The 17,480-nt window shown below is 45.6% G+C and carries 14 protein-coding genes; 8 read left to right on the top strand and 6 right to left on the bottom strand.

The annotated features are described in order from the left end of the window. Window positions 1-112: 112 nt before the first annotated feature. The 3 genes from ahpF to OCU49_RS11070 form a co-directional block, all read right to left on the bottom strand. Complete coding sequence (gene ahpF / locus OCU49_RS11060) at window positions 113-1,699, bottom strand: alkyl hydroperoxide reductase subunit F (RefSeq protein ID WP_261845043.1); 1,587 nt, start codon at window positions 1,697-1,699, stop codon at window positions 113-115. A gap of 103 nt (window positions 1,700-1,802) precedes the next feature. After that, on the bottom strand, window positions 1,803-2,360 hold the full coding sequence (gene ahpC / locus OCU49_RS11065; protein WP_446680426.1) for an alkyl hydroperoxide reductase subunit C: 558 nt from the start codon (window positions 2,358-2,360) through the stop codon (window positions 1,803-1,805). A 261-nt stretch (window positions 2,361-2,621) separates the two neighbouring features. Then, window positions 2,622-3,209 carry an SIS domain-containing protein gene (locus OCU49_RS11070; protein ID WP_261845045.1) on the bottom strand — a complete coding sequence of 196 codons (588 nt, stop codon included), beginning with the start codon at window positions 3,207-3,209 and terminating at the stop codon, window positions 2,622-2,624. 527 nt (window positions 3,210-3,736) lie between these two features. On the opposite strand from OCU49_RS11070, the gene OCU49_RS11075 reads away from it, so the two are divergent. The 6 genes from OCU49_RS11075 (at window position 3,737) to OCU49_RS11100 (ending at window position 12,257) form a co-directional block, all read left to right on the top strand. Further along, on the top strand, window positions 3,737-5,854 hold the full coding sequence (locus OCU49_RS11075; protein WP_261845046.1) for a type VI secretion system Vgr family protein: 2,118 nt from the start codon (window positions 3,737-3,739) through the stop codon (window positions 5,852-5,854). Continuing rightward, window positions 5,851-6,399 (top strand): DUF4123 domain-containing protein, encoded by a 549-nt coding sequence (locus OCU49_RS11080; RefSeq protein ID WP_261845047.1) that lies wholly within the window; start codon window positions 5,851-5,853, stop codon window positions 6,397-6,399. Before OCU49_RS11075 ends, OCU49_RS11080 begins: the two co-directional genes overlap by 4 nt. A 2-nt stretch (window positions 6,400-6,401) precedes the next feature. Beyond that, window positions 6,402-10,196 carry a LysM peptidoglycan-binding domain-containing protein gene (locus OCU49_RS11085; RefSeq protein ID WP_261845048.1) on the top strand — a complete coding sequence of 1,265 codons (3,795 nt, stop codon included), beginning with the start codon at window positions 6,402-6,404 and terminating at the stop codon, window positions 10,194-10,196. Then, on the top strand, window positions 10,196-11,179 hold the full coding sequence (locus OCU49_RS11090; protein WP_261845049.1) for an SEL1-like repeat protein: 984 nt from the start codon (window positions 10,196-10,198) through the stop codon (window positions 11,177-11,179). Before OCU49_RS11085 ends, OCU49_RS11090 begins: the two co-directional genes overlap by 1 nt. Window positions 11,180-11,271: 92 nt before the next feature. Further along, the gene (locus OCU49_RS11095; RefSeq protein ID WP_261845050.1) at window positions 11,272-11,487 is read left to right on the top strand and encodes a hypothetical protein; all 216 of its coding nucleotides are present in this window, start codon (window positions 11,272-11,274) and stop codon (window positions 11,485-11,487) included. Between the two features lie 32 nt (window positions 11,488-11,519). Further along, entirely contained in the window at window positions 11,520-12,257 is a 738-nt protein-coding gene (locus OCU49_RS11100; protein WP_261845051.1) for a hypothetical protein, read from the top strand. A 159-nt stretch (window positions 12,258-12,416) separates the two neighbouring features. Here OCU49_RS11100 and OCU49_RS11105 read toward each other — a convergent pair whose 3' ends face one another. The 3 genes from OCU49_RS11105 to OCU49_RS11115 all read right to left on the bottom strand — a co-directional run bounded on the left by OCU49_RS11105 (window position 12,417) and on the right by OCU49_RS11115 (window position 15,768). After that, window positions 12,417-14,600 carry an SEL1-like repeat protein gene (locus tag OCU49_RS11105; RefSeq protein WP_261845052.1) on the bottom strand — a complete coding sequence of 728 codons (2,184 nt, stop codon included), beginning with the start codon at window positions 14,598-14,600 and terminating at the stop codon, window positions 12,417-12,419. Further along, a complete protein-coding gene (locus OCU49_RS11110; RefSeq protein WP_261845053.1) occupies window positions 14,495-15,007 on the bottom strand; it encodes an SEL1-like repeat protein in 513 nt (170 codons plus the stop codon). Before OCU49_RS11110 ends, OCU49_RS11105 begins: the two co-directional genes overlap by 106 nt. Before the next feature lie 218 nt (window positions 15,008-15,225). Next, window positions 15,226-15,768, bottom strand: coding sequence for a hypothetical protein (locus tag OCU49_RS11115; protein ID WP_261845054.1), 543 nt, complete (start codon window positions 15,766-15,768; stop codon window positions 15,226-15,228). A 206-nt stretch (window positions 15,769-15,974) separates the two neighbouring features. On the opposite strand from OCU49_RS11115, the gene OCU49_RS11120 reads away from it, so the two are divergent. Together OCU49_RS11120 and OCU49_RS11125 are read left to right on the top strand one after the other, a co-directional pair. Further along, window positions 15,975-16,730, top strand: coding sequence for a hypothetical protein (locus OCU49_RS11120; RefSeq protein WP_261845055.1), 756 nt, complete (start codon window positions 15,975-15,977; stop codon window positions 16,728-16,730). A gap of 163 nt (window positions 16,731-16,893) precedes the next feature. Continuing rightward, window positions 16,894-17,409: an Hcp family type VI secretion system effector gene (locus tag OCU49_RS11125; RefSeq protein WP_261845056.1), complete on the top strand. Its 516-nt coding sequence runs from the start codon at window positions 16,894-16,896 to the stop codon at window positions 17,407-17,409. Window positions 17,410-17,480: the final 71 nt, after the last annotated feature.

The raw sequence follows: 17,480 nt of genomic DNA on the forward strand, positions 1-17,480 counted from the left end.
AGCCTGGCAATAATAAAGTCTCCCACCCGCGAGCCCATGGCCGTGGTAACAAGCGGGGGGAGAAAACTGCTTTTTAAGTAGTTATAGCATCTGACAGTTTTTATCAGTCTGTTTATGCAACTGCTTCCAGAGTGTTATCAACACTGCTGCGGATCAGGTGATCGAATGCACCTAGCGATGCTGTCGCGCCGGATCCCATGGCGATGATGATCTGCTTGTAAGCTGAGTCAGTTACGTCGCCGGCGGCAAATACGCCAGGCAATGAAGTCTGGCCGCGACCATCAACGATGATTTCGCCTCTGTTTGTCAGCTCTACTATATCGCTTAACCATTCTGTATTAGGCATCAGGCCTATCTGTACGAAGATGCCCGCAACGTCCAGTTGTTTGATCTGGCCATTGTTACGGTCTTCATAGGTTAGCCCCTGTACCTTACTTCCGTTACCGAGTACTTCGGTTGTTCTTGCGCTGCTGATAATGTTGATATTGCTCATGGAGCGGGCTTTACGTTGTAAAACCTCATCAGCACGCAATGTGTCGGCAAACTCAAGTACGGTGACATGTTCAACAATTCCGGCTAAATCGATAGCGGCTTCTATGCCGGAGTTACCGCCGCCAATGACAGCAACTTTCTTACCTTTAAATAGCGGGCCATCACAATGCGGACAGTAGGCGACACCTTTGCCCCGGTATTGCTGTTCACCGGGAACGTTCATTTCCCTCCAGCGTGCGCCGGTAGAAATGATGACAGATTTACTTTGCAGGCTGGCACCGTTTTTAAGTTCGATATTTATGCCATTAGAGGTCTGGCTCAGGCTGCTGGCAAGCTGGCCTGTCATGATATCGACTTCGTAATCTTTCACGTGGGATTCAAGGTTAGCGACCAGTTTAGGCCCCTGAGTTTCGCTCACGGAGATGAAGTTTTCGATTGCCATAGTATCCATTACCTGACCACCAAAGCGGTCGGCTACTATGCCTGTGCGAATGCCTTTACGGGCTGCGTAAATTGCTGCAGATGCACCAGCCGGTCCGCCGCCAACAATCAGTACGTCGTAAGGCTCTTTAGCATTCAGGACTTCAGCCTGTTTATCCGCCGCTGAATCATCAAGCTTATCGATGATTTCCTGTAGGGTCATGCGGCCCTGACCAAGCAGTTCGCCGTTCATGTAAACGCTGGGAACAGCCATTATGTTGCGATCTTCAACTTCCTGCTGGAAGACACCGCCGTCAATCATACTGTGCTGAATATTTGGATTATGCAAAGCCATCAGGTTTAGTGCCTGCACAACATCCGGGCAGTTCTGGCAAGACAGCGATATGTAAGATTCAAAACGAAATTCACCTTTAAGATTACGTATCTGCTCCAGCTGGGCTTCGTCAACTTTTGGTGGGTGGCCACCCGCATAAAGCAGCGCCAGCACCAGAGATGTGAATTCATGGCCCATTGGGATACCTGCGAAGGTAACCCGTGGAGACTCGCCAGTAGCTGCGATGCTCATACTCGGAGCGCGAGGATTACTGTTGTCTTCCCGTAATTGAATCTGATCTGAAAGGCTGCTGATTTCAGTGGCCAGCGCCAATAGCTCCTGAGATTTTGCCTGGCGTTCAGGGCTGCTGTCCGTCGCTACAATTATTTCTATGGGACGCACGATGTTCTGCAGGTAAGTGTTCAACTGGGATTTAAGGTTTGCGTCTAACATGTGTAATTCCTTATTCAGGTCTGACAGTGACCATGCGCATTATGTATTGGGCAGCGCAGCTGAATGGCAGCGCTGCCGGATAGCCTCTTGGCTGTTTAGCTATTTAAATTTTGCCAACCAGATCCAGTGAAGGTGCCAGTGTTGCTTCGCCTTCTTTCCATTTGGCCGGGCATACTTCACCTGGGTGTGCGGCAATGTACTGAGCAGCTTTGATCTTACGCAGCAGTTCAGAAGCATCGCGGCCGATAGCGCCAGCATTGATTTCAATGATCTGAATCTTACCTTCAGGGTTAATCACAAAGGTGCCGCGCTCTGCCATGCCATCTTCTTCGATCATGACATTGAAGTTGCGGGTAACCGTGCCGGTTGGGTCGCCGATCATTGGGAAGTTAATTTTCTGAATAGTGTCAGAAGTGTCATGCCATGCTTTATGGGTGAAGTGTGTATCTGTAGAAACTGAGTACACTTCTACACCCATGTTTTGCAGTTCAGCGTAGTTGTCCGCCAGGTCACCCAGTTCAGTTGGACATACGAAAGTGAAGTCAGCCGGGTAAAAGAAAACCACAGACCATTTACCTTTAAGATCCGCATCTGATACCGGAATAAATTCACCTGCGTGGAATGCGGTTGCCTGAAATGGTTTAACGTCTGTGTTGATCAGCGAGTGGGACATGAATGCTCTCCTAGTTAGTGCATCTGAGTTGTTGTTTCGTAACCGTGGAGAGATATTAATTAAATAAATTAATTTGTTGTAATTGATAGTTTTAACAATTGCTATAGATTTTTATAATCGTAACTTATTGATAAATAACAACTATTGCTTCGATAGATTAAAGCTAACGGTAGTGCTGGGGAGGGAGTAGTAATTGAGTATTGATCCCGGGGATAGTCTGGCCGGGATCCTGTGGCTGTAAGCGCTACGTTAAGAGTAGTTAGCGGGAAATAGCTGACGCTCAGTCAGCTCAATAAAGATGTGCAGGACTTTAATGTGCAATTCCTGAACGCGATCGGCGTATTCTCCGGCGGGCGTACAGATGCAAAGGTCGGCCAGGGCTTCAAGCGGAGAGTTAGGCTTGCCCGTTAGTACTATGCTGCGAATCCCCATTTCTCGGGCAGTCTCAACAGCCTTAATTATATTCTTACTGCTGCCGCTGGTGCTCAAAGCAATCAGTACATCTTTATGATTGCCATGGCTTTCCAGATATCGTGAAAATATAAAATCATAGCCAAAGTCATTGGCTACGCAGCTAATGTGTGACGCATCGCTGATAGCTATTGCAGCGACGCCTTTACGGTTATTGCGGTAACGACCGGTCAGTTCTTCAGCAAAGTGCATGGCATCGCACATTGAACCACCATTGCCACAGGAAAATGCGCGGCCACCGCTGGTAACAGCCTCAACTATCCAGTCTGCGCCGGTGGAAATGTTTTGCAGAGTTGCTTTGTTGCTCAGGAGATTGTCTAAGCCGTTCCGGGCTTCATCAAGGCTTGCGGTAATGTGCTCAATCATTGATACAGTTCTCAGTCCATTTCTTAAGAGATACACAGGACACTACTCTTAATGGCGCTTAAAGACAGTAATTGTTTGTAAGGAGATAAGGAGCTTTAAATGAAATCTGTGTTGCGCGAGGGATGTTACAGGTAGGGTGGTGCAAGTGTTTGATGCGCACGGTAGCGGCTTCTTACCACTGACCGGTAGTCTAACTAGATCTAAAGGCTGTCCGGGCGGCTTTTTATGCGACTGAGAAATTGCGAGGAGAGTTGATGGCCCTGGATGAGCTTGATGCATTTGAAAGGATATACCTTATGCCAGAGGGCTTATTGGCAGGTGCCCTTTAGAAGTGCTCTTTAGAAGTGCTTTTTACAGGCGTTCTTTTCATGTGCTCTCGCTTGAGTAAGCGAAAAAATATCAGATATAAGCCTGGTTGGTTGCTAACAGTCTGGCGTGGCTGGCATAAAACATGCTTAACTTACTTCCGAAAAATTCGCTAATGTTGCAACGTGAAAGGACGATGTTTCGCGTCAAAGGAATGAAGAATGTTTTTAAAAGCGAACGAAGAGCGCTTTCTATTTAATGTGCAGGGAAGTGGCGCTGAGTTTTCACTGGTTAAACTGACCGGTGCTGAGCAAGTTTCCGGTGTTTTCAGATTCAAAATTGAGCTGGTATCTAAGCAATCGGATATCGAACTGGATTCGCTTATGGGGAAGGCCGCAGGGGTCACCCTGATGGATCAGACCGGCGATGAAAACGAACAGACCCGTTACATCCATGGCATTATTGCGCAGGCGAGCATTGGCGAAGAAGGCGTTAACCAGACCGCCTATGAAGTAGTACTGGTGCCTAAAATCTGGTTGCTGAAACATCGTAAAAACAGCCGTATTTTTCAGAACCTTACCACGCAGGATATCATCAGCGAGTTACTGAATGAGCATGAATATCAGACCGATGAATTCCGGTTTGAATTGACTGACCGCTACAGTGCCCGTGAATACTGCGTGCAATACGCTGAATCTGACTTCAACTTTATTGAGCGTCTGCTCGAAGAAGACGGTATTCATTATTATTTCGATCACTCTGACACGCGACATACCGTCGTTTTTAGTGATGCGTCTTACTCATCTCCGGCTATCGGCGGCGATCAGGATATCCCTTATTATCATCATGCGCAGGGCGCAGTAGCGGAGCAGCATTTGTTCCGTTTTCAATTTGCTGAAGCAATGCGTCCGGGCAAAGTCTCACTGCGGGATTTCAACTTTACCAAGCCTAATATGGATCTTACCGAAACTGTCTCTCATGGGCAGGACGAAGCACTGGAGATTTATGATTACGCAGCTAACTTTATGGATGCCAGCCGTGGCGGACAGCTTGCGCAGGCACGTCTTGAAGGAGCCAACCGCAAACGCCAGACGGCCTATGCAGAAAGTGATGTTAATCGCCTGGCGCCCGGCTTCAGTTTTACTTTATCTGGTCATGATCGTGACGGACTGAATACTGAGTATTTTATTTCCCGGATAGAGCATGATTGTGCGCAGCCGCAGGTGTTAGAAGTGGGCGCAACCACCGAAGGTTCACGCTACACGAATAAGCTTCAGTTGGTTGCCATGAGCAATCCTTATCGTCCGAAGCTTTGCCCGAAAAAAATTCCTGCGATTACCGGGGTGCAAACGGCGACAGTTACAGGCCCCGAAGGTGAAGAGATTTATACCGACTCTCATGGGCGCGTTAAAGTGCAGTTTCACTGGGATCGTCATGGCCAGCGTGATGAAAATACCTCCTGCTGGGTACGGGTGAGCCAGAACAGCGCCGGAGGTGCGTTTGGCAGCCTGTTTTTACCACGCATTGGTGATGAAGTGATTGTCGACTTTATTGAGGGTAATCCGGACCGGCCTATCATTACCGGGCGGGTCTATCATGGCCACAATACGCCACCGTATACGCTGCCAGAACACAAAACCCGTTCTACGATTAAAACCCGCTCCAGCAAGGGCGGAGAGGGTTATAACGAAATTCGTTTTGAAGATCGCAAAGGTGAAGAAGAATTGTTCATCCGGGCGGAAAAAGACCTGGATCAACGTACCCTGGATACCCACAAGCAGTGGGTCGGTAATGATCATCAGCAGCTGGTTGAACACAACGAATACCGCGAGTTCTATCAAGAAGAACATGCGCTGACGAAAGGTGACTATCACCGGGAAGTCAAAACCAGCTACAACCATACCGTTGCACCGGATTACCACACACAGATTGGTAAAACGGGCTACCAGCATACCGCCAACGAAGCGAACTGGAAGGCGGGTCAGAAAATACTCTTTGAGGCCGGCAACGAAATTTTGATTAAAGCCGGTGGCAGCACCATTACGATTAACCCTGCTGGGGTGAATGTGAATGGTGCGGCAATCAGCCTGAATGGCGGCGGAGGTGGCGGTAGTGCTAAAGCGGCCGCACCTGTTGTGCCAGAGCCGCCGTTAGAGGCTGATCTGGATCAGGCAGGGTATGTGACTGAGGGTAAAGAGGCGCCTGCGCCCTGGATTCCTGCACCTGCATTGAAACGTATGGCGCTGATGGATCAGCCGGTTATCGCGCTGTGTCAGAAGCAGGGTGGCTCTATAGCTTCCTGTCCCCGTGGCGATTGTCCATGCCGGGGGGCTGCATGATCCCTGAACATCAAGACACGCTGTATTGCCTGATCCTGGATCATAACCGTTTTCAGGAAGATCCATTGTCTGTTGTCTTTCAGAATGAGGAGCTGCCGGAACTGATCAGGTTGTTTGATAACACCATTCTTCAGGACGTTGCAGAAGAGGGACCCTGGTGTTTGTTTTTAACTGCAGAGTCACTGTTTATAGCCGACCAGTTGCTTACTGAGCTATGGCGTGATGATAAATACTGGCAAGGTGGCGCAACGCTTGTTGTTGGGCTGGCAGAACAGAGCAAACAATCATTGCTGGAATGGATACGGAGCCGGGCATTAGCTTTATCATCCGATGGCAACATATCGGTTTTCAGGTTTTATTCACCGGCACTCCTGGGTCAAATAGCTGAATATGAGAATAAGCAAGATCAGGATCATCTGCTTACCGGTGTAAGAGGTGTGATCTGGTCCGCTGGGCAGTTGAGTGCTGATGTGTTTCCCTCAGAAAGGGAGTCTTTCAGAACCTATCAATTGCCCGAAGTGCTTCAGAAAGGATTAATGGAATAATCATGGGAAATAAATACGAGATCATTGAGGGCGATTGCCTGAAATTGATTGCTAAGCGGTTGGGTATCTCAATCGCTGAGCTACAGGCAATGAACAGTGATCAGATCAAGAATGTCGATCTTATTTATGCAGGCAATCTGCTGAATATTCCTGCAAACGATGATAAATCACAAGATAACCAAGCCAAGAGTGAGCCTGCTTATCCTGATGATATAAAACCGACAGAGGTTTCAGCTGAACGTATTCAGCTACCTGAACTGCCAAAAGCCCCGGGCAGTGTGTGTGAGCCGAAAGAATATGTGGACGTGGTTTTTTACCCGTCGATGCCTAAAACCGGCAAGCAGGGGTGGTTTGCCCTGACGCAGCAAGCGAAAGATAAACTTGAAGAAGAGATCGCTCATATGCGTTCCGTCATGAGATCGCTGGCGGCGGGTGATGTTAATGATGCAATGCTGGAGCTTAGTAAGTACGGCATTTTATCTAAATTTCAGAGCTGCGATCATGAGCGCTTTTTGGTAGATTCGGACGATAAAAAGCGTTACCGGGCCCTGCTGCTTTTACAGCTGGCATTAAAGCTGGAAGTGCTCCGTGTGCCTGAGGTGTTGCTTGAACAAGCGATGCAGGATCGCGAGGTAAGTCAGGAGTTTTTGAGTCGCTATTCCGATGCTTATGCAGATCAGTTGTTTTGGGAAGAGTGTCAGAACCTTCTGAATGTTGGCTTTAAAACGGCTCTTAAACGGTCGGTACTGGGTATCTTCAGCGAAGGCCCTTCCAGTGAAGATTACATAATCAATTATCGGGAAGTACGTACAGACGCCATCGCCGATGTCATGGAGCAGTTGGCAGATGAAATTGAAACGCTGGAAAAGAAAGCCCGTAAAGAAGCTGCAAAAAAACTGACTGATGACGGCACGCCATTCACCTACTCTGATTCGATGGGCTATTTTACCAGTAAACAGCAAAATACCGTTCACGCTGCGTTGAATAACGTTCATAAAGCCCGTGGGATGTATAGCCTGGAGCTTGAAGATATCTGTGAAGACAAGCCCGAATCCATTCAGCGAAGGCTTGAACTGTGGCAACAGGACAGTAAAGTTGCTGCTCAGTTGACCCCCTATGAATTTAAAGCCCGTTTTGCTGGCCGCTTTGTGCCGATTTTTACACTCAATACAAACCTGATGGTGCTAATTGAGCAGTGTCTTACCGATGATGAGTTGATCAAAGTCCAGCCTGAGAGCTTTAAGTATTATGAAAAACTGGATGAGGCCGCTGAGAAAAAACTGATCGCTGAAGTGTTTGCCCGCATACCGGGCCTGAAGGATATGACAACCGTTCCCGGCGAGGCCCTGAGCTGGAGTTACTACCCCTGCATTGCTGTATTGCACAAGCTGGAAGCATCACTCAAGACCAAACTGGCCGAACTGAAAGATATTCTCGGCGTTGGCAAACTGCCCAAAGAGGTATTGGGTGATCTGGTGCAGTGTAAAAAAGCACTGCTGGCACGGGTAGAGCATTTCGAGAAGACCGCCAAAGCCCATGCGGCAGCCAAAACCTATCAGCGTTTATTTACCTCAGCAGATAAAGTGTACACACCGGTCTTTAAAGAAAAAGCCTGGAAGCCGGCCAAAAAGACCGGAAGCCTCTACACCAAAGCGGGTAAAGCCGATCTGACCGTGGTGGAATGCTATTTGAGCAGTGAAGGTGGCAAAACCGCGTTTGTGCGGGGGCCGAGCTGGCTGGTACCGGACGATACGGCTAGCAGAGTTGAGTGCGGGGATCATTTATTCGACCTTAAGCCCGGTTTTAAATCCGCTGAACCCATGCAGCCAGCAGCGAAGAAAAATCTGATTCCGGGCGGTGAGCCTATTCCTGAGCCAGAACCTGAGTCTCAAGAAGGTTCCTCTCCTGAGGGGGTGTTAGAAAAACGGACTCAAGCCTATTTCGCTAAGCTGGCTAAAAAATTTCCAGTTAAAGCTAACTTTAAGAACACGCTTGTATCATTTGATAAAGCTTTCCTGAAAAAAGAGATATACAGGTGGGAATCTGAAGGGCCTAAGATCAATGAAACGGCCTATCATATCAGTGCAGAATGTCAGTTTTTGCGGTTTTCCAGTGCCGTCAGTGTTGGGGATGATCTGGATGTTTCAAAACTGACAGATGCTATCCAAAATCAAAATGTTAAGTTTGGCTTAGTAGATGCCAAGGCCACCCTGAACCTGGCGCAGGGACAATCAACCCTGACGGTGGAATATCCCAGTGAGGCAGGTTACGTATTTACCATTCCTTATATTGCTTACGTGCCGTCGGAACCTTTAAAAATTAAGCAGGAAGTCTTGTATAAAGCCGCGCGTAAAAAGCATTCCCGGTTTTTTGATGCCGGAAAGCTTAAATTGCAGGGGGCGTTTACCCTCTACGGCATGGTCGGTGCCTCGGTGAATCTTGGCGCCAGTGTTGAGTTTGGCAACCTGGATGAAGGCGGTGTTGGCGTTAAAGGTTTTACAGAAAGCTATCAGGGGTACAATGCCTATCAGCACGAAGCAGCGCAGATCAGCAACGCTGATGGCGATTTGATAGCACAGAGCAAAGCGGCAGACATAACCGCCACTGCTGGTGTCTTTGCGGGCGTTGAGGCCGGAGGCGAGTTCGTAGGCAGCCTTAAGTGGAAAGCACCGGAAAGGGTTGCCGGGCAGGTGGCAGAAAAAGGCGGGGATAAAAACGGTTTTGTTTCATTCGGTCAGTTTACGGCAAAAGCAGCCGTTGCTTATGCAGCTGCGGCCAGTGGTGTTATTAAACTTACCGTCAGCGGCGGTAAGATCATTTTTATCATGGCAGCCCGACTGGCGTTAGGCCCCGGAGTCAGCGGTAAGTGGGGGTTCGAAATATCACCACTGGTGATCAACAGCTTTATCGATCATATTCTCACGATTATGGACAAAGAAGGCTTTCGCCGCCTTAACCTGTTCGATGAAAGCATCGACCCTGAAAGCGGTGAAAACTCCTTTGAACTATTCAATATGTTCCTCACCGCCGTGATGGTCACAGGTCTGAAAGCCGCGGATGTACTGTTGTTGCCGTTCGAACAGATCAAAGCCTTTAACGACGAAAGCACCCGTGAAAAGCTCGCCCCGGTACTGGCTGATTTTATCAATAAAGACGCAGAAACAGCCCTGCCGTGGGTAAAGAAAATGCCACCGGAGACGTTGGGTAGGCTCTTATATACGCTGACGGATAAGCAGACGTATAGTTGGACGGAAAAAGGGCAAGATATATTTTCTGGAGGTTCATCGAGAGAAGATAGAGATACGGCTAATGATTCCAAACAGAGAGATGCTATGCAGCAAGTATTACTTTGGTTGGTTGATGGTAACGTGTTAAATGATCAAATTACTTTTTTTTCTCCTTCAGAAATACAACGTAGGCATTTTGAAGAAACACTATCGCGTATGAGCAGCAAGGGACAAAAGCCCGACGTTTACAAAGAAGAATGGCAAATGTTATTGGTTAGTATACGCCGTATCATTTATTTATATGAATCATCAGCACGGTCTGAGAATGGAAAAGGTAAAAGTCCATCTGCTATATCAAACATGATTTATCGTTTTAGACAATTACTGTTAGCACTCTCCGATGATTACATATTTTATATGGATAAAGGTTATATCAGTGATGATTATGCGGCTATATATATTGGAGATTGTCAAAATGATGGTGCCGAACAAAAAGCTCGGCAGCAAGCTGTCGGAATTAATTCAAATTATCAGTTAATTTCTGTTATGGATATAGAAGGGCAAGCATAATGTTATTTTTACGTACGCTGTTTTTAGCCAGTGTTTTGCTAATAAGTTCATTAAATAATGCAGCAGGTTATGTAGAGAAAGATCATTATCTTTATCCGATAATGATTGATATTCGTTATAAAAGATATGACGAAGCAATGGTTAAGTTAGAACCTTATGCGAAACAAGGCGATGCCCAAGCGTTATTCTGGTATGGCTATATGAAACAGTCTAACTGGGGGCGTGACCGGTTTGCTGCTTATCGTTGGTATGAAAAGTCTATAGAGGGCGGAAACCCATATAGCATGTTTAAATTATCTGGCGAGGATGGTACGGATTATGTGTGTGACGTCAATGGGTGGGAATGTGCTGAAGATAATTTGGATAAGGCTATTCAACGTTGGGGAGAGCTGGCAGAGCAAGGCGATGTCAGAGCTGAATATTACCTCAGATATTATGATCGTTCTTTTTTACAAATTGGGTATGACGCATGGCTGAGTGATGATAATGAAAGAGCTATCATTAAAGCTGCGAAAAAAGGTTATTATCGTCCTCTAGCGCGTAGCACTGGTATTGCTTATCGTGCAAAGAAAAGCTATCGAGAGCGTTGGGGTGATGAAATGTACCAAGTTCTACTTGATAATATTGATAAAGATCCAGAAATTGCGATGCATTTTGTCTATGAACCTTATGAAGGTATGACAGATTTAGAACGTAGGAATATTTTGCTAAATAGCTTTAAAAAAGGTTATCAAGTTAGTGGTTTTAGCCTGTTTATTGAAAATAATTTAATATCTAAAGAAGAGGCTTATATTATTAGTGGAGCTCAATTGCTAGGTACTGAAGAAGAGTACGATAAAAAATTTCATGCGGAAATGTTTGATGTTCCTGAAAAAAAAATATCTTATTTAGATAAAAGATCAGAAGAGTTTTTTAATAGCATAGAACATGTTGTTAACTTTGATGAAATGGAGTTTATGTATTTCTCTCAACCGGATGTCTGACCTTTAAAACAGCAGAAGGTTCTGCGCTTTGAATATCTTTTCGTCCTTACGCTCGTGTGAGGGCCGTCGCAAGTCAGTGAAGGCGGTACAGTATGTGTCGCCGTAATCCAATGATGAATTATCTATACAGGCCGGGTATAAGCAGGCCGGCTCCCTCAATTGATTTCCAAGGTGAGTTTGAAGCTGATATAGGACTTCGTAAAACAGCTGAGGCTTTTGTTTATGATAGGTCAGTAGAGGGCAATGAGTTGGCTCAGAAAGTCCTGATGAAAGCTGACGAAATTAAAAATAAGAGTAATGCCAGTTGATATTAATGAGCTTTTGAAAAAGGGAAATTTTAATGAAGTTGTTACATGTTTTTAGTGTGATTCTGATCTTGTGTAGTCAGGTACATGCAAGTGATATTGAAGAAAAAAGTGCTATTAAGGTAATCGAAGCTTTCCATCAGGCTTATTTTAACGATCCTTCTGGTATCGATGATGTAGTGGCTCCAGGTATTAGGAAAGGGAGCAAGTTGTATTTTCCGGACATTCCTCGGCCTATGCCGATTAGATCTATAAATAGACAAGAAGCAGATGCGCCTATTACGTTAAAAATTGTTGAGGTCAAGCGTTTTAAGGATGGTGAATTTGATGTCTATATGACCACCGCATTGATTGGGCGGATTGGTGAAACAGACAGCAGCGAGTCAACGGTTCTTTTCTGGCTGAAACAGCATGAGCAAACACCTAAAGTATTTGGTTTAAAGTATAAAAACGCTGTTGTTTTCGACGGCATTGAGAGCAAGGTTAAAAACATAGAAAAGGTTGTCGCTAGCGGGTCAATCAACCAGATTAATGGCGCATTTGGTTTCGAAGAAGCCGACACCTTAAATGAGAAAATTCAATGGCTATCCCCAGCGTTGATTAGAGATGATGTTTCATTTACAGGTTCTGGGCAGGGGGTATTTGGTGAAGATTATCGTACGTATTTTAGAACTTACGACAATAGAGCCCAAAAATCTGAAAATTACAAAATTGTGACTCAGTGTGAGATTGTAGATCCAAACTTAAATGTAGATTGTAAATTTCTTTTTTAAGCTGTTTGGTTTGGGAAAGGGTGGAGCCAAGCAAATCAATATGATGGTATGGGAAGTCCCCGTTACTAACTGTTAAGTATCGAGTATGGGGCTCAAGCTATTTTCAGCTTGCGCCCCTATGGTTGCTTAGCGTGTTAGGTTGTGAGGCTATGTCGGAGGCTAATCTATCTCCTCCACATCTTTTATCCTAAGCGATGGAAAGGGGATAACATTCGAGATTTCCAAATCAGTAGATGTATCGTTCTGATCAGTATTTAAGTATCTCTGTGCTGTGGGGCTACCTAGTTCGGCAGCCATAGAGAAATACTTAATCCCTTCATCTTTGCTGATGTATCCCCAAGTTCCTTTCATATGTGTTAAGCCCATCAGGTAGTGGGCTTGAGGGCAATTTTTCTTAATTCCTTGCTGTATTAGTTCGTAGGCACTGCTGGCACTCTGGTTACCCAGAAGCAGGTCCATAATAGCTAGGTGGCTGTATGCTAGTTCTTCACCTTTGTCGATAGCTGCGATGAAGTATTGTCTTGCCAGCGACATGTGATTCCCTTTACGCGAATGTTTCTGATAAAAAATCCCAAGGACAAGATCACCTAAGCCTATATCGTTATCAGATGCGTACTTCGCATATATAAACGCTTGTAAAGGATCTGCCTGAGGAGCAAGAAGGAGCGTGTTGCTATATAGAGCAGAACAAGTTGCACAGCCTTCCTCGGTGCCTATCTTAAGAGTTTTATTCGCTTCTGATTGCTGGTCTGATTCTTGGTAAGCAGAGTAAAGAAGGGCATAGCCGGCACCGTTCTGTTTTACATACTCTTTTAAAATAGAGATGGCCCCATGGGGATCTGATGGGGTTTTCAGTAATAGATATTTCGCATGATAGAAATCTATAGTGTCTATTTGTAGTTCGATGCCTTGCTGAATAATTGCCCAGGTATCTTCTGGTCTGTTTTGTTGGAAATAGAAGTGACACAGTGCTGAGAAGGCGGGTTTGAACTTCAGGTCAATCAGTTCCAGATAATAGGCTTCTGACGCTTTCAGGTTCTTGATAACGCCAATGCCCTCTTCGAGCATCTGTGCCAGGTTATATCCTGCTGCAGGGTAGTTGTTTTGATAGGCCCTTTGGTAATTTTGCCAGGTGGATTCCGGGCCTTGAAGGGCGTGCTCCAGCATGTCGTGAATCTGGGCAATTCGAAAATAGGCTTCTCCCTTGTTAGGGTATTCAGCTGCATATTGTTCAAAGCACTCGAGGGCGCGACTGTAGTTTTTTTGCGCTTTTGAATAGAGGAATGACTTACCCCATTCTAACAGTGCTGGTTTATAGTCTGTTTCTTCTACAGCGCGCTGTAAGAGGCTTGCGCTCTTCAGGGTGTATCCATTGTCATCACGTTCTAGTAATGCGGTATCGTAGAGTATGGTGTCGATGCCTGCTTTACAGCCCTCGTTCAGCCAGAATTGATATTTTTCATCATCCGCTTCTGTACCCAGGCCGTCTCTGTATAAAATAGATATGTTCTTTATGGCAAAGTGATTTCCTTGTTGGGCTGACTTTAGCCAGTGTTTGAACGCTGTGTCCTGATCTCCTTTGTCCCAATAGATAGAGCCTGCGTCTGCATGTGCAGCCGGGTGACCGTCCTGGATGGCGGTGAGTAAATATTCAAGGGCTTTATCGTTGTTTTCTTTCTTTTTTCGATAATACAAACTACCGAGTAAATACCGCGCGTAAGTATCCCCAGCATCTATTGCTTCCAGATACAGAGCCTCGGCTTGTTGAATTGATGCATCCGTACCTAATGCGTGCTCGTAACAAAAACCTACTGAGCGTATACCCGGAGCATAACCAGCGTCCGCAGCATCATGGTAATGTGCAAAAGCCTCATCTGGGTCTATAGATTCATAGGTATATCCCAACTGATACATGACTCTTCCGTAGTCGTAGTCTTGCGAGTAGGCGCGTTCAAAATAGGAAATAGCCTGGTGATGATCTTTTTCTTCGTCGCGTAAGATGATGCCTGATAATAATGAAGCGTAGTCATTCCCTCCCTCCGATGCGGCCTTAGCATGATAAAGAGCTTTTTTATGGTCTTTTATAATTCCGTGTTTCGAATAGTAGTAAATGTCAGCTAAATTTTTATGGGAGAGAGTGTTGCCTAACTCGGCAGCACGGTGAAAATAGCTAAGTCCAAGTTCAATATTGCCCGGGGTATTGTCAAGTTCATAAAAGTAAATTGACCCAAGGTTATTCAGTGCCCAGATATGATCATTTGCTTTTTCGTACCAATGGATTGTGTCTTTAAGTGTATAGTTTTTTTTAAACCATGGTTTGATAGCCAGCCCATTCCAAAGCATGCATCTGGATATGCTTCCTTAGCTGCAATCAAGAATAAGCGTTTCGCTTCGTTAAAGTCCTGTTTAGCGCTTTTTCCGTTGTTATAGCACCAACCTAGTTCGGATGTAGCTTCGATATCCCCTTGCTCAGTTTTGACGACTAGTTCGGTAAAGCCGGTTTCATTAATATCATCTAAAAAAGTATGATCAAAAATATCGGCATCTATCAGTGTATTAAGCCATTGGCTTGGCATTAACGGATAGCATGAGTACAAATGCTTGAGTTGATCCTTACTCAACTCATCGAACAAATCTGAGGGTATTGTTGAGGTAGATACTTGATCGCAGTAGAAGTCTTCAATTAGCACTATAAATTCTGCGATTGAATACGTACTGCCGTTACTCAGTTCAAAGGTTCCATCTTGCATTTTGTAATCCATTATCAAGTTGCAGTGATGTACAGGGCGAGGGCGGTGTCAAAAAAGCTCAATGTTACAGTATGCACTGAGAGAATCAGATCTGTTATTTGAAAGTTTATACCTGGTATATCTAAATTAAGATAAAAGTGCAGAGTGGTTTCAGCTGCACTGCGCTTGATGAGCTTATGCTTTAATGGTCAAGTATTTTGGCCACGGGTTTATATTCTTCAAAGCGAATCTGTAGTGCGTATCCAGGGTAGGTAGCCTAACGTTTCTGATGTTTTAGTAGCGATTGCCTGGGCAGATTCAAAATCATCAATGACAGAAGTAATTACATTAAACAGGGTAATATTCTGGGTAGTCGTTGAGATGATCCGGGAAGCAATATCCGGGTGGGTCGACTGAAATTTAAGCGCGTCCTGCTGAATAGGGAATGCTGCCAGCTGCAGTATATAGCCGTGTTTTGATACGGCGGCCTGTTTAAAGGCTTGTGCAGGTGGTGGTGCAGGGTTCGGGGCTTTAAATTTAAGAATTTGCCTGCCATCTGTGGCGCTGCAGCGGTTATCGCCGGACTGAGGTTGGATGCGCTGACGGCAGTTTACCGCCCATTTGCCTTTTTGCTCCTGCGTAATAATGAAGTCTGAGGCGTTAATCTGGCTGTTGTACCGTTCTTTGGGAAGTGTTGGAAGCTGTGTATCGGCGCCGGCATTTGAGCCGTGCAGTAATAACAGTGTGCAGAAAGAGAGGTATTTAAATTGTTTGTAGTACATTGCTTCGTCCTTGAGTATGTCTATTTAGACTGAGCAACTTTTATGCCAGCGGTTATTGGCTGATATAAGTTAATTTTTGTGCATTTTTAGGTAAGTGAGAATATTTGTGCGCATATTTGGTGTTATTTTTAAGGGTTTGTTTTTTATAAAGAAGTGAGTAGACTTGTTCGCAGTTTTTTTGCTGTTGATAGTGAATAAGGATGTTTATGACGCCAGTTAAGGATATTCAGTTTGAAGAGCTGTCCGGGTTACGTGATAAGTCTCAAAAGATCAGCTCTTTACTGAGTGAAGATCTGCGCGCTTATGTCAGTACGCTTACTGTTTTATGTGCTCCCCGTAAAATATTGGGGGAATATATGCAGAGTGCTTCCCGTGACAAAGTAATTGGCGCTGAGAAAAATTTTTCACTGCTGGAAGAACGCTATAAAACGGTTATGCGTGATGCGTTCGGTTTGACCGGCAAGCTCTCCACACCTCTGCCTGCAATTCATAATAAGCTTGTTCTGACGCCCTGGAGTTATGCTAAGACTCTGTCCGGGCTGTCTTCGCCGTTGATGTTTTCAACCCCGGTCAGATGGGTGCTTGGCTATGATTGCAGTTATGATCTGCGTAGCCTGATCACGGATCGTATCGCCGGCGAGGCTATGCGCTATGAAGAGGTTTCTCCCTTTATTGTACGGGCTCTGGCGATCTGGTTGCTGTTTGAGCAGAATCCTGATTTGCAGCGCTTGTTTGCCGGATTGGGATATAAAGTGAGTATCGAAACTCTGCCTAATGTATCCGGTGAGCTCCCTTATGTCGTTTTAACCTCTGTGGTGCCAGCGTTTTGTCCGCAGGATGCATTGGTGTCGATGGTCTCTCAGTTGTCTGGCGGTTCTACTTTTGAAGAGTTGGTTGATATTGATGGGCTGGAGCAGATGGGGTTTGATCTGAAACAACGCCTGATGGCTCAGTTGGTATGAATGTGCTCATTCGAGTATGTTTGTGCGCAGTTTGCTGTTTTTTTAAGGTGTGAAGAGCGTAAATCTGTGGTGAAGCCCGCCAAATAGCGGTGTTTGAAAAGTTGGCACGGACTTTGAATGGTTGAAGATACATTTATACAACCATAAGTCTAAGGAGAGAAAGATGCCAACACCAGGTTATATGTCCATTGAGGGTGAAACTCAGGGTAACATTACTGAAGGCGCTAACAGCATGGATTCCATGGGTAACCGTTTTCAGGAAGATCATGAAAATGAGATTACGGTGCAGGGTTTTGAGCACCAGATTCTGATTCCACGTGATCCGCAGAGTGGTCAGCCAAGCGGTCAACGTGTTCATGATGCTTTTGTGATTTCTAAAATTTATGACAAAGCATCGCCAAAATTGTATGAAGCTTTAACCAGCGGTGAGCGTCTGCCTAAGGTTGTTCTGAAGTGGTACCGCACTTCAATGACCGGCCAGCAGGAGCATTACTTCACCCATGAGCTTGAAGATGCCATGATCGTTGATATTAAGGCGAAGATGCCTAATTGTCAGGATCCAGGATTGGCGCACTTCACGCACATGGAAGATATCTCGCTGACTTACCGTAAGATTACCTGGACCCATGAGGTTTCTGGTACTTCCGGTTCTGATGACTGGCGTATACCTAAAGCTTAATACCTGTCGTATTAAGTTTAAGGGGCTGCCTATCTGCGTTAAGCGGATCAGGCGGCCTTTTACGTTGTGTG

Source organism: Aliamphritea ceti (genome assembly GCF_024347215.1).
In the GTDB taxonomy this organism is placed as follows: Bacteria; Pseudomonadota; Gammaproteobacteria; order Pseudomonadales; family Balneatricaceae; genus Amphritea; species Amphritea ceti.

What these genes read in the sequence shown, in the direction of transcription:
- ahpF (WP_261845043.1), bottom strand. Translation starts at nt 1,699, where the DNA reads ATGTTAGACGCAAACCTTAAATCCCAGTTGAACACTTACCTGCAGAAC.
- OCU49_RS11070 (WP_261845045.1), bottom strand. Translation starts at nt 3,209, where the DNA reads ATGATTGAGCACATTACCGCAAGCCTTGATGAAGCCCGGAACGGCTTA.
- OCU49_RS11075 (WP_261845046.1), top strand. Translation starts at nt 3,737, where the DNA reads ATGTTTTTAAAAGCGAACGAAGAGCGCTTTCTATTTAATGTGCAGGGA.
- OCU49_RS11080 (WP_261845047.1), top strand. Translation starts at nt 5,851, where the DNA reads ATGATCCCTGAACATCAAGACACGCTGTATTGCCTGATCCTGGATCAT.
- OCU49_RS11085 (WP_261845048.1), top strand. Translation starts at nt 6,402, where the DNA reads ATGGGAAATAAATACGAGATCATTGAGGGCGATTGCCTGAAATTGATT.
- OCU49_RS11090 (WP_261845049.1), top strand. Translation starts at nt 10,196, where the DNA reads ATGTTATTTTTACGTACGCTGTTTTTAGCCAGTGTTTTGCTAATAAGT.
- OCU49_RS11095 (WP_261845050.1), top strand. Translation starts at nt 11,272, where the DNA reads ATGTGTCGCCGTAATCCAATGATGAATTATCTATACAGGCCGGGTATA.
- OCU49_RS11100 (WP_261845051.1), top strand. Translation starts at nt 11,520, where the DNA reads ATGAAGTTGTTACATGTTTTTAGTGTGATTCTGATCTTGTGTAGTCAG.
- OCU49_RS11105 (WP_261845052.1), bottom strand. Translation starts at nt 14,600, where the DNA reads ATGCTTTGGAATGGGCTGGCTATCAAACCATGGTTTAAAAAAAACTAT.
- OCU49_RS11110 (WP_261845053.1), bottom strand. Translation starts at nt 15,007, where the DNA reads ATGCAAGATGGAACCTTTGAACTGAGTAACGGCAGTACGTATTCAATC.
- OCU49_RS11115 (WP_261845054.1), bottom strand. Translation starts at nt 15,768, where the DNA reads ATGTACTACAAACAATTTAAATACCTCTCTTTCTGCACACTGTTATTA.
- OCU49_RS11120 (WP_261845055.1), top strand. Translation starts at nt 15,975, where the DNA reads ATGACGCCAGTTAAGGATATTCAGTTTGAAGAGCTGTCCGGGTTACGT.
- OCU49_RS11125 (WP_261845056.1), top strand. Translation starts at nt 16,894, where the DNA reads ATGCCAACACCAGGTTATATGTCCATTGAGGGTGAAACTCAGGGTAAC.